Source organism: Helicobacter sp. MIT 05-5293, from assembly GCF_000765665.2.
Classification (GTDB): domain Bacteria; phylum Campylobacterota; class Campylobacteria; order Campylobacterales; family Helicobacteraceae; genus Helicobacter_C.
Genome location: NZ_JROZ02000001.1, coordinates 710,811 through 723,036 on the forward strand (window position 1 = coordinate 710,811; position 12,226 = coordinate 723,036).

General features: G+C 37.2%; 13 protein-coding genes. 8 read left to right on the top strand and 5 right to left on the bottom strand.

The genetic code is table 11. The annotated features are described in order from the left end of the window. Both sppA and LS68_RS03645 read right to left on the bottom strand, forming a co-directional pair. Complete coding sequence (gene sppA / locus LS68_RS03640) at positions 1-879, bottom strand: signal peptide peptidase SppA (RefSeq protein WP_034372124.1); 879 nt, start codon at positions 877-879, stop codon at positions 1-3. Between the two features lie 23 nt (positions 880-902). Next, positions 903-1,280 (bottom strand): RidA family protein, encoded by a 378-nt coding sequence (locus LS68_RS03645; RefSeq protein WP_034372121.1) that lies wholly within the window; start codon positions 1,278-1,280, stop codon positions 903-905. 71 nt (positions 1,281-1,351) lie between these two features. On the opposite strand from LS68_RS03645, the gene LS68_RS03650 reads away from it, so the two are divergent. The 7 genes from LS68_RS03650 (at position 1,352) to dapF (ending at position 8,528) form a co-directional block, all read left to right on the top strand. Continuing rightward, the gene (locus tag LS68_RS03650) at positions 1,352-1,894 is read left to right on the top strand and encodes a hypothetical protein (RefSeq protein ID WP_034372119.1); all 543 of its coding nucleotides are present in this window, start codon (positions 1,352-1,354) and stop codon (positions 1,892-1,894) included. An 89-nt stretch (positions 1,895-1,983) separates the two neighbouring features. Then, positions 1,984-4,551 carry a flagellar hook-associated protein FlgL gene (gene flgL / locus LS68_RS03655; protein WP_034372117.1) on the top strand — a complete coding sequence of 856 codons (2,568 nt, stop codon included), beginning with the start codon at positions 1,984-1,986 and terminating at the stop codon, positions 4,549-4,551. Beyond that, positions 4,548-5,306 carry a polysaccharide deacetylase family protein gene (locus LS68_RS03660; RefSeq protein WP_034372115.1) on the top strand — a complete coding sequence of 253 codons (759 nt, stop codon included), beginning with the start codon at positions 4,548-4,550 and terminating at the stop codon, positions 5,304-5,306. Before flgL ends, LS68_RS03660 begins: the two co-directional genes overlap by 4 nt. A 49-nt stretch (positions 5,307-5,355) precedes the next feature. Further along, the gene (gene hsrA, locus LS68_RS03665) at positions 5,356-6,036 is read left to right on the top strand and encodes a homeostatic response regulator transcription factor HsrA (protein WP_034372113.1); all 681 of its coding nucleotides are present in this window, start codon (positions 5,356-5,358) and stop codon (positions 6,034-6,036) included. 284 nt (positions 6,037-6,320) lie between these two features. Next, positions 6,321-7,109 carry a spermidine synthase gene (locus tag LS68_RS03670; protein WP_034372111.1) on the top strand — a complete coding sequence of 263 codons (789 nt, stop codon included), beginning with the start codon at positions 6,321-6,323 and terminating at the stop codon, positions 7,107-7,109. Between the two features lies 1 nt (position 7,110). Next, positions 7,111-7,722 carry a dephospho-CoA kinase gene (gene coaE, locus LS68_RS03675; RefSeq protein ID WP_034372108.1) on the top strand — a complete coding sequence of 204 codons (612 nt, stop codon included), beginning with the start codon at positions 7,111-7,113 and terminating at the stop codon, positions 7,720-7,722. Positions 7,723-7,733: 11 nt separating this feature from the next. Continuing rightward, the gene (gene dapF / locus LS68_RS03680) at positions 7,734-8,528 is read left to right on the top strand and encodes a diaminopimelate epimerase (protein ID WP_034372105.1); all 795 of its coding nucleotides are present in this window, start codon (positions 7,734-7,736) and stop codon (positions 8,526-8,528) included. Positions 8,529-8,547: 19 nt separating this feature from the next. On the opposite strand, the gene LS68_RS03685 is transcribed toward dapF, so the two are convergent. Both LS68_RS03685 and LS68_RS03690 read right to left on the bottom strand, forming a co-directional pair. Continuing rightward, on the bottom strand, positions 8,548-8,796 hold the full coding sequence (locus LS68_RS03685; protein WP_034372101.1) for an RNA-binding S4 domain-containing protein: 249 nt from the start codon (positions 8,794-8,796) through the stop codon (positions 8,548-8,550). After that, complete coding sequence (locus tag LS68_RS03690) at positions 8,796-9,236, bottom strand: Sua5 YciO YrdC YwlC family protein (protein ID WP_034372098.1); 441 nt, start codon at positions 9,234-9,236, stop codon at positions 8,796-8,798. Before LS68_RS03690 ends, LS68_RS03685 begins: the two co-directional genes overlap by 1 nt. A 212-nt stretch (positions 9,237-9,448) precedes the next feature. Here LS68_RS03690 and flgE point away from each other — a divergent pair, with 212 nt between their 5' ends. Further along, complete coding sequence (gene flgE / locus LS68_RS03695; protein WP_034372095.1) at positions 9,449-11,605, top strand: flagellar hook protein FlgE; 2,157 nt, start codon at positions 9,449-9,451, stop codon at positions 11,603-11,605. A gap of 25 nt (positions 11,606-11,630) precedes the next feature. On the opposite strand, the gene LS68_RS03700 is transcribed toward flgE, so the two are convergent. Next, positions 11,631-12,149, bottom strand: a complete 519-nt coding sequence (locus tag LS68_RS03700; RefSeq protein ID WP_034372092.1) for a DUF4149 domain-containing protein — start codon at positions 12,147-12,149, stop codon at positions 11,631-11,633. Positions 12,150-12,226 lie beyond the last annotated feature (77 nt).

Below are 12,226 nucleotides of genomic sequence, written 5' to 3' on the forward strand. Positions count from 1 at the left end.
TCATTGCATTATAGCTTTTAATGATGGCATAGTAAGAGAGAGAATCTTTGAGCTTGCAGAATCAAAGAATTTGTCCATATAATTTTCGAAACGATCTTTTTTGAGCCAAATTGGATTCTCGACTTTGCTTAATTCTAAAAGTTTTGAGATAGCTTCTGATTTGGAAGATATACCATCAATCAGCCCGAGATTGAGCGCATTATGAGCAGTGAAGATTTTACCTTCAGCAAAGTCTTCATAGTTTTTGCTGACTAATTGTTTTTTTCTCACACTTAAGACTTCTTGCCAAAACATTTTATACTGCTCTTGAATCAGTTGCTCAAGGTATTGATATTCTTCTTCTGTCCATTCTCTCGTGCTTGTGCCTACTTCTTTAAATCTCCCAGCCTTTAATCCTTGTTCTTTGATACCGATTTTATCCATTAGCGATTGGATATTATAACTGCTAAAAATCACCCCAATCGACCCAATAAGCGCACCTCTATTTGCATATATTTCATTCGCATACATTCCCGCATAATAACTCCCGCTTGCCATTGAACCTTGCACATAGGCAACGACAGGTATTTCTGCCGAAAGATTTTTTATCATATCAGCGACTTGTAAGCTTGCACTAACGCTTCCACCGGGAGAATCAATAATCAATAAAACACCTTTGATACTTTTATTTTTCTTGATTCTCGCGATTTGCGCTTCAAAACTCTCACTTTCAAAAATAGGTGTTGTGAGATAAAGCTTAGCAAGATTAGGGGGATTTATTATGTCTTCATCGTCACTAGGAGCGAAGAGTAAAACGAGAATCAAAATAAAGACTAAACTCTTGAAATATTTTGTAATAAAATCAAGAGGCGCAGTGATGATTTTCCCTAAAAGTTTCATTAATATCAATCCTTAATTTAAAATTATTTTTGCACTATGGCGATACATTCGATCTCTACAAGAGCATTTTTGGGGAGAGTTTTGACGGCAATTGTGCTTCTAGCAGGTTTATGAGGGTCAAAATATTGCGCATAAATACGATTAAGAGATTCAAAATCTTCCATATTTTGAAGAAACACAGTTGTTTTGATGACATTTTGCAACGAACTGCCAGCAGATTCTAAAATCGCCTTAAGATTCTCTAATACTTGAGTCGTTTGTGCCACAATATCACCATTTATAAAATCACCTTGTGGAGTGAGGGCTATTTGCCCTGAAGTATAAATGATGCCATTATGGATTTGTGCTTGGGAGTATGGTCCGATCGCTTGAGGGGCTGCTTGAGTGCAAATCGTTTGCATTACTATCCTTTTTGATAAAAATTAAGGTATAATTTTAACATTAAAGTCTAAATCATAGAGGGACATCGACAATGAAAAAGCAATGCCTATTGATGATTTTTATAGGAGTAATGACCTTACGGGCAGATAATATGATTACAGATTTTGAGACGATTGCTCGCATTGAGCTTAATCTTAAACCTAATCAAACTTTAATGATTGATCATAAAAGAGGCGTATTGCTAGGGATTATGGAAATTTCAGAATCAGGTAAAATCAAGCGTTTGCCTATACCACAGGAATTGATTGGGAAAAGTGAATCTGATGTGATGGGTGGTGGAAGTCAATCAAATTATGAAAAGAGCACGAGCAGTTTTGGTGGCTCTTCTACGACTATTTACCACAAAAAAGAACCACTTAAGGAAACATCTAAAAACACACCTAAAGCCCCAACCCAAGTCAGCCCTTCCGAAGAAAAAATAAAAATGAGTGGGAAACCACAAACGCCAAAAACCAATGAAAAAGGTGTTGAAGACACAAAGCAAGGTGTGAAAAAGCGAGAAGGTGAGCGTGAGTGGGACAAAAGTAAGATTATTTATGAGCAAAAAAATGAAACATTGGAAATTTTGCGTTAGATTTGTAAATTAAGGTATTATTTTTGCTTGAAAATGTCGATATAAATATAGTGAAGTTTGTTTTGATATTTTGAGATGAAGGAAGGTTTATGAGAGTTACATTTGGCACAAAATATAACCAAATGCATTACTATCAAGGAACGATGCAGAGTAAGCTGATGGATATGAACACTAAAATCGCATCAGGCTTGAAGATTCAATATGGTTATCAAGACAGCAGTGTATTTAATCAGAATCTTAAACTTGAATATGAAAAAATCAATCTTGATCAAGGGATTGATGTGAGTAATGACGCTTATACTTCCACATTAAATACCGATAAAGCTTTGGCAGATCTTTCGCTAACAGCAGAGCAGTTTAATACTAAATTACTTCAAGCAGCTAATGATATTCATTCGCCAACATCACGCGAAGCAATTGCACGGGATTTAGAAAAGCTCAAAGAACATATGATTAATATCGCTAATACTTCTATTGGTGGAGAGTTTCTTTTTGCGGGAAGTAATGTAAAGATTCGTCCTTTTGAGCCAGATGGCACTTATAAGGGCAATAATGAGACTTTAGAAGCACTTGTGAGCAATAATAACCTTATCCCTTATAATGTTACAGGTCAAGAACTCTTTTTTGGGCGAGATTCTGATCATCATAAAAGCATCACGACAAATATCCGTAAGTTTAATCAAACAAAGCTTAACAATGACATTATGGATAGAATCAGGAGAGGTGATATTCCCGAAGAAGTCTATATTAAGGCAACCGATACTTTGCGTGATTTATTAGGTGATGATGATAGTGATACTTCTAATAACGGCAAAGAATATTTTTATTTGCGCGGTGTGCGCCCTGATGGCACTTCTTTTAAGAGTAAATTTGAGTTTGATGTGGGTTATAAAAATGAAAAAAATGCTACAAAAGTGCAAGATTTGCTCGACAAAATCGGCAAAGAATTTGGTAATACAAGTAAAAACAAACTTGTCGATGTGAGTTTAAATTTTTGGGGTCAGATTGAGATTCGGAATCTTCAGCCCGGTAATGCTAATTTAGATTTCAATCTTATTTCTAGTGATACAGATGTTGAGAATATTGATGATTTACCTGCACTTGGAGCAAGAGTAACAAGCTTTCAAAAAAGCACTTTTATGGGAGAATTTTCACAAAGCAATCTTAAGGCAATCCAAGACCCCTATGACCATCGGAATCTTGTTTTCCCTTCTACGCTTTTGACAAAAGATAATTTTCCTGCGACTTTGCTTACAAAGATGAAAGATGTATTGGCAGAAGATGTCCAAACGCTTGTCATTGCAGGAACGCGTCCTAATAATGATGATGGCACGATTAATGAAGAGCCTATTGAAGCTTTAAGTATTGATGTTGATGATGATTTAGAAGTGCAAGATGTGCTTGCGATGATCAAGCAACATTTTGGAGGTCGTATTGAGGGTGAAATCATACGAGGTGAGCTTGTATTGAAAGATATGAATGTTACACACAAAGATCGTGATATGATGAATCCACCTTATAATGGAGAAAGTGGTTTTAGCCTTTCTTTGACGACACTTGATGGTAATGGATTAGAGACAAAAGGTATAAGAAGTGATTATAAAACAGAATACGATCGCGTGAGTTTTGAGAATCAAGGCTCAAAGCTTATTTCTAATGTTTCGCAGATTCTCGCTAATGGAATGGGCTATGCAAATGACGAAACAAAGCTTTCAGAAGTGGCAGGTGGCAGCATAGATGGGCAGGTTTATAACCTAAATCTTAATGACCACAACGGGATTCCATTGAATGCTCGTATTGAGTTTAGTAATCATAAAGGATCATTTTTAGTGCTTCCTAATGCGGATTTTGACCCGACTGACGCAGATTCTCAAGCGGAATTTTTTATACCGCTTTATAATCCACACGATGAACCTCCAGCAGTTACGATAACAAAAGCAGATGATGTGTCTTATCGGCAATTGCTTGATGTAATCAATATCGCACTCAATTATAGTAATCAAGCAATGGACGCTTATAAAGGTGTCCAAGTCCAAGATGAGCCTACTCAAGCGGGTAAGAATGCTTTTGAAGGGTTGATTAGACAGACTGAAGGCAAGGTGAGTGCGTATTTAACCAAAGATGGTCGGATTGAGATTCACGATGAAATGCGTTCAGTTTCACGAATGAAATTTATGCTCTATGATGCCTCAACGAATGACTTTAGCGAACAGGCTATTCGTGATTATCGCTCTTCTTTGACTTTCAATGCAAATAATGCCTTAGTCATTGATCAGCCAGATATTGATTTTTTCAATACGATTGATGATATTATTGGGGCAGTGCGGAGCGGAGTATATCGTCCAGATGCCTTTGGTGAAGAATATACAAGCGAAATGCGTAACAAAGGGATTCAAAATGGCTTAGAGGTTTTTAGGCATTTGAGTGATCATATCGAAAAGATTATCGCTCTTAATGGTTCTCACAGCCGAAGTTTTGAAAATACCATACGAAGGAATGAAGTTTTGCGAGTGCAGATAGAATCTATTAAAAGTGATGTGATTGGGACGGATATTGCTGAAACTTACAATCACTTCTCCAATCTCACAACAAATTACAATGCTGTTTTGGCTTCGACAAGTCGAATCAATCAGATGTCTTTGGTGAATTACTTATGAATTGTATCCCTATATTATGCTATACGCATATCCGCAATATGCAAGATTCTTATAGTGTCGATGTGGAGATGTTTGAGAGACATATTAAGTATTTACAAAAGAAACAATATACTTTTTTGCATCTTGATGATATTTTGGCGTTTAAAAAAGATCCCAAATCATTGCCCAAACGATGTGTTTTATTGACTTTTGATGGAGCATGGCGTGATATTTATGAAAATGCTTATCCTATTATGAAACATTATTGGATTAAGGGTGGTTTATTTCTCGTTACAGAATGGCTTGATGAAGCCTCTAAGGGATCTGCAGATTATGTGCCTACGCCTCATTCACAATGTAAAAATACCATTTTAAGAAATGCTCGTGAGGTGGTGTGTAATTGGGAAGAAGTAAAAAAAATGCAAGATATTTTTAGTATTGGTTCAATGACGCATACTTATCAATTTTCTAATATTGTTTCACTACCATGGCATGAGGATCTTGAGCTTTCAAAGAAAATCATCAAAGAAAAATTAGGCATAGAAACAAAGCATCTTGCTTGGCCTGATGGTAGCTATAATCTCGGTTTGTTGCGCACAGCAAAAACCATTGGTTATGAAGTATTTTATACAATGGAGCAAGGAATCAATAGAATAGAAAGTGATAACGATGCTTTGAAACGTTGTAGTGTCAAAAATAGTCTGTTTTGGTTGAAAAAGGCAATGTTTGCGACTTCAAGTGCAAGAAGTTTCAAAATTGGAAAAATATTTTTATAAATATGCTATAATTCAAGCTAAATTTAAGTTAATTTGAGAGGAATATATAATGAGAGTTTTGATTGTTGAAGATGATTCTGTGTTATGCAAGAATCTATCCGAGGTGCTTAATGAGCATAGTTATCAAACTGATATAGCGGAGAATCTAAAAGATGGTGAATACTATATCAGTATTCGCAACTATGATTTAGTTTTGGCAGATTGGGATTTACCTGATGGTTGTGGGCTTGATATTATTGCTCAAGTGAAGGAAAAGTCTCCTCGCACTCCCATGATTATTCTTTCTTCAAAAGATACGCCTGAAAATGAGATTTGTGCATTTAAAAATGGTGCAGATGATTTTATCAAAAAACCTTTTGATTTTAATGTCCTTCTGACCAGAATCCAAGCGCGTTTGCGATTTTGGGGAACAAGTATGATTGAAATTGAAGATTTGGTGATTAATCCCGATGAAGAAAAGATTACTTATAAAGGGCAAGAAATTGAAGTTAAAGGTAAGCCTTTTGAAGTGCTTACACATCTTGCGCGTCATCGCGACCAGATTGTATCCAAAGAACAATTGCTTGATGCGATTTGGGAAGAACCCGAGCTCGTAACCCCTAATGTTATTGAAGTAGCTATTAATCAGATTCGGCAAAAAATGGATAAGCCTTTGAATATCAGCACGATTGAAACCGTGCGTCGCAGAGGTTATCGCTTTTGTTATCCTAAAAAGCCTAGTGAAAGTTAAGCTAGTTATAGAATCTGATTTAATTGTGTTAAATTATTCTTAAGCCCTCTCAATATATAATACCGATGCTTCCTTGCAGACTTATGCAATAGATTATTAAGGCAACGCTTCAGGGTGGGAACACAGCAGAGCACCTTAAAAATTTATGTGCCATAAGCACCTGCACGGGAGTTTTTCTTTTTCTCCTCTGTCTTTTATTCGGTTTTTATCCTCAAGTTTGTTTGATTAAGCTATACTACCATTTCTATGTAAAATTTGGATTCAAAATAAAATAAGGATATTGTATGTGGATTACAAGGCAACTCACACCTAATTTTCGTCAGGAATACACAATTGATCACAAAATACTTGATTCTCGAAGTTCACATATACTCGAAATTTTTAAAAGTAACGACTTTGATGAAGTAGCAATGTTTGACGAAAAGCATTTAATGCTTAAAAAATATCTTTTTATGGAAGCTGAATTATTGGCTCATATCCCTCTAAACACAATTTCTAAACCCAAAAATGTTCTGCTTTTTGATAGTTTTAATCTTGAGATTGCTTATGAATGTATGAAACATCAGGTTGCAGTGGATTGTGTGCAAAATGACCGCAAGACTCTTGATTCTCTGATGAGTTTTTTGCCTCACTTTCAAGAAGTGCTCACCTACAGAAATTTTTCTCTTTATCAGCAAGTGATTGATCTTGATATTAAAAAATATGATGTGATTATCACAGATTCATTACTTCCTTTACATCAAATTGATGCCTTGTCGCGTATGTTAAGTGATGAGGGTGTTTTGATTATGAGAAATCATCACCCATTACTCGAAGAAAAGGCTTTTGTTGATTGTGTGGGGGAATGTGCAAATTTTTTTAAAATCGTGATGCCTTTTTTTCTTAATCTTAGTATTTTAAGTGATAAGAGTTATCTTTTTGCCTCCAAGCGGTTGCACCCATGCGCAGATATGATTTTGCAAAAAATTGATTTGCTTTCTGATGTGTATTATTATAATGCCAAGATTCACGAAAGTGCCTTTGTATTGCCTACTTTTTTAGCACAAAAACTCAAAAATATCGCTAAATTTTAAAATGTCTTCACATACTTTAAACTATGCGATTGCACTAACTGGGTGCATAGGGAGCGGTAAAAGCACGGTTGTTAGCCTTTTGACGCTTTATGGATATGATTGCGTGTGTGCGGATAAAATCGCTCATAGCGTGCTGGTAGCACAAAAGTCAAGTGTAGTAGAAGTATTTGGGGAAGCGATTCTCAATACACAAGGTGAAATTGAGCGTAAAAAGCTTGGAAAAATTGTATTTGCTAATGCTCAAAAGCGTGAAATGTTGGAGTCGATTTTACATTCTCATATTCGTGATGAGATTATCAGACAAGCTATGGAGCTAGAAAAAAAGCAAGCATGGTATTTTCTTGATATACCTTTATTTTTTGAAGTAGGCGGTAAAGATGTTTATCCTACTAAACGCAGTGTGGTAATTTATACGCCTTTAGAAGAATCTTTACGGCGCATTATGCAAAGAGATCAGTTGAGTATGGCTGAAGCCCAAGCGCGCCTAAATGCACAAATGCCTATTATGCAAAAATGTGCGCTGGCTGATGATGTGATTGATAATTCTCAAGATATAAAATCACTTCAAAGACAAGTAGAATCTTATATCCAATCTCTTCCAAAATTTCATTAAAGGACAATCCCATGCGTTTTGTTAAATACAGCAGTAATGGCAATGATTTTTTAATTTTTACTTCTTGTATTCGTGATGATGGCTCACGAGCAAGATTGGCTCAAAAAGTATGCGACCGTCATCATGGGATTGGCGCAGATGGAATGGTTGTCCTTTTACCCTTTGCTACATCAGAATACGAATATGAATGGGAATTCTATAATGCTGATGGTTCAAGGGCAAGTATGTGTGGCAATGCAAGTCGAAGTATTGGGCATTATGCTTATATTGAGGGTATTGCGGGATTTAAACATCGTTTCTTGAGCAAGGAAAGAATTATCGATATTGAGATTGATGCACAGCAAACGCACAAAGTGCGGAGTAATTTGGGAATCTGTGAAATCAAAAAAGAACAGATTAATGAAGCAAATCCTTATGGAGTTAAAGAATTTGTCTTGGTCAATACAGGTGTGCCTCATTTGGTGGGATTTGTCCCGCAGATTCATAATCTCCCCATATCAAAAGATGAGATTCTTAAAGATTTGCGTTATCGCTATGATGCGAATGTGAATCTTGCCTATATTCATTCTCCCGATAAGATTTCTTATTTGACTTATGAACGTGGTGTGGAAGATATTACACTTGCTTGTGGGACAGGGTCTGCAGCAGTGTTTGCAATGGCTTTAAGGTATCAGTTATGCAACGCAAAAGCGACACTCATTCCTCCAAGTAAAGAAGAGTTAGAGCTTTCTATGGACACACATTCACATATTTTTCTTAAAGGTGAAGTGCAACGCATTGCTTTATGTGAATGGATTGCTTCTTAAATTTTGTTCTCATTGCCTGCTATGGCAATTCTTTATAATATTCTTTGCTTTGGGCTTTAGGGATTGTTTTGGTTGTGGGAAGTGCTAGAATCTGATAGGTTTTTGTGTATTGGAGATAGTGAAGTGAGATTTTATCACCAATTCTGACCTCTTTGCTTGATTTTGCTTTGATACCATTGACGCTTACTACACCATTATCACACATATCTTGAGCAATTGAGCGTCTTTTGAGGATATTGACACTGCTTAAAAATTTATCGACACGCATTAACGTCTCCTTTGGATTCTGTGATGATTGATTGCGTAAATGCGAGAAGGAGCGTTTTCTGTGAATCCTCGAGAATCGACAACAATCACATCGGCTTGTGCTTTTGCCCATTCTGCATCAAACGCATTTTTTGTGAGGTTAGCCGAAGTCGAATACATCATTTGATGGTGTTTGAGAAACGACAGATGCCATTTGTCATTAACAAGACGGATTGCCTTTCCATTGGGATAAATAAAAGTCGCATTTTTTGCTTTACGAATGCGGTTTTTATGCCTTTGCGGGATACGCAAAAGATTTTTTAAAGTTTTTAGAGAATCCACCTCCAAAAGCACTTTTTGATGTGCGGGACGGAGCTTGATATGATTAAGTCGTGTAGGGCAATGCGATAAGAATCCCGCAGTCGTATCACATTGTGCAAGAAAAACATCAGAATCTCTCACGCCTACTCCTTGTTTAAAAATGAACCTTGATTTTATCGCAAAATCTTTCATCATACACTGAATCTATTGAAGAAAGAATTATCTTAAAGGATTCTATCACGATGCCTTATCGGCAAAAAATAAAAAAATTGAAGGAAAAAATGATATTTTGGAATGTATATTGCTTATTAATTTGCGATGAATATCTTTGATTTTATCAGAAAGGATGTAATATGTTAAGGTCTTTATGGTCAGGTGTTAGCGGAATGCAGGCTCATCAAATTGCTTTAGATGTAGAAAGTAATAATATTGCCAATGTCAATACGGTGGGTTTTAAGTATTCTCGAGCTTCATTTGTGGATATGCTCTCTCAAATCAAACTCATCGCGACTTCACCTTACAAGAATGGCTTGGGAGGTCAGAACGATTTTTCAGTAGGTTTGGGTGTGGGCATTGATGCGACAACAAAAGTGTTTTCACAAGGTAATACGCAAAATACCGATGTGAAAACTGATATTGCTATTGAAGGTGATGGATTCTTTATCATTTCTCCCGATAGAGGGACGACACACAATTATACGCGTAATGGGGAATTTCTTTTTGACGCTAATGGGAATCTTGTAACAACAGGTGGGTATGTCGTGCAAGGTTGGGTGCGCCCGCCGTTGGAAGCAGCAGAATCTGGCACTATGAGTGATTTTGACTTTTTTAGAGTGGATAATACCGGACCTGTGCGAAATATCCAAATCGACCCGGGTATGGTGATGCCAGCGAGAGCGACAAAAACGATTACTTTGCGTGCTAATTTGAATGCAGGACGGCACATTGATCAGATGCAAGATGTTGCCGCACTAGATTCTACTGCAAGGACTGCCGCTGATGGTGTTTCTCCGGTGTATGATTCTCGAGGAGTGCTTACACAAGTTGGTGAGGATTTGGGTGTTTTGTTTAACGATGATGGTGATGCGTTCGCACTTAATGAGAATCAAGGGATTTGGATGAGTTACAAAACCGCAATGATTCGCCATGAGACAGTTACCACGAGTGATGTAAGCACAATCGGTATTAATGGTGAAAAGATAACCTTTGCAAATAACTCTGCCATTACGGGTGTAAGCTCTATTACTGCTGCACAAAATGCGATTAACTCTTTGAGAGATAAAACAGGTGTGAGTGCTTATGTCGATGCGGGACAATTAAGAATTGAGAATCGCAACCAAATGGACGGAAATGAAAAAGTTAAAAATGTGCGTATTACAGCTGATGGAACAGGTGTTTTCCAAAACTTTGTCAAAGGTGAAGAAGATATTACAGCCTTTAGGTATCGTTATACAAAATCTGAAGATGCAGATTCTACAACAGGACAATTCAGAACGACAGAAGACTTAAGAGCATTGATTCAATACGATGCAAATATGATAAAGAATCCCGAGAAGACCTATCAAGAAAGCACAGCGAGTGTAGGCGTAACGCTCAATCGTTGGGGTATGTTTGAAATCGTCAATCATGATGATGCCGATGAAGAGCAACGCAACCTTAGCCTTTTTGTTACAAGCCATTTTTCAGATAATGTAACCAATAATGTTCTTTTCAAAGAAACAATGAAAGCTTTAAATACCGCGTCTTTGATTGAAGGTGGCGCATCAGTGAGCACAGGTAAAATTACAAAAGCGACACATGCTACGAGCGTGGATATTGTCGATAGTTTGGGTAGTAAGCACAATATTCGTTTTGAGTTTTGGAAGACAGGCGATGCGGTATGGAGTTTTAGGGCAGTTGTCCCCGAGCCTGCGCAATTTGTCGGTGGGTCTGCGACTAAGCCGAATGTCTTTGAGGGAGGAAGAGCGACATTTAATAGCGATGGCTCACTTTCTGGTATGAATCCACCCGTTTTACAATTTGACCCGAAAAATGGTTCAAAAGGTCCTCAACGATTAGAGCTTAAGTTTGGTGCAAATGAGAGTTTTGGTGGGCTAACGAGTGTGGATAAGATCTCTGAAACCTATTCAATCAATCAAAATGGCTATCAAGCAGGGGACTTGATGGATATTCGTTTTGACTCCAATGGTTCTTTGCTCGGTGCATTCAGTAATGGACGTAGTATTGCGTTAGCCCAAGTGGCACTTGCAAACTTTGCAAATAATACAGGTTTGCAAGCTGAAGGGGGGAATGTTTATTCACAAACAGGAAACTCCGGTGAGCCAATGGTAGGTGCAGCAAACACAGGACGACGAGGGGGCGTTTCAGGGTCAAAGCTTGAGATGAGTAATGTGGATTTGAGCCGAAGCCTTACACAATTGATTGTAGTGCAAAGAGGTTTCCAAGCTAACTCAAAAGCCGTTACGACAAGTGATCAGATTCTTAATACCTTACTCAACCTCAAACAATAATCCTTACAAGTAAGAGAAAGCTAGATTAGGCTTTCTCTTTGCAGCAAGAGGGGTTGTTGCTACCAAGAATACCCCGCCAAATCATCAAAGCACTAAGACTTACAAGTAAAATCTTAAAAGCATACTCACTTTGTTTGTGCATAGAATCAAATTCAGGTGTGCCTAGATTCCCAGCAGATTGCGCGTCCATAATAAAAGGCGTATAATAAAGCGTAAAAAGAAAAATCATAATAACGCTAATTCCTCCTAAGACAAACCACAAACGGCGTTGATTGCTATGGGCAAAGCGTTTGCTGACAGCAAGAGAAATCACTTCATAAATAATAATCACCACAGCAAGGACATTAAAAAATGTGTTGCATTTGAGGAAAATATTACCCATAATAAGCCCACTATCAGCGATGCTAAAATCCGGGATAAAGCTTGAAGCTTTAAAGACTACCGGCGCAGCAAACATTCCACAAGCAACAATGCAGCCTACACCTATGCCAAGTAACCACAGATACACAGAATCTAGCACACGAAATGTTTTGTAAAAATTCATAAAAACTCCTTTAATAATTTTCATTATTATATTTGATGAATGTAAATTTTTACTTCTTTCTTTTATCTTATACAAAT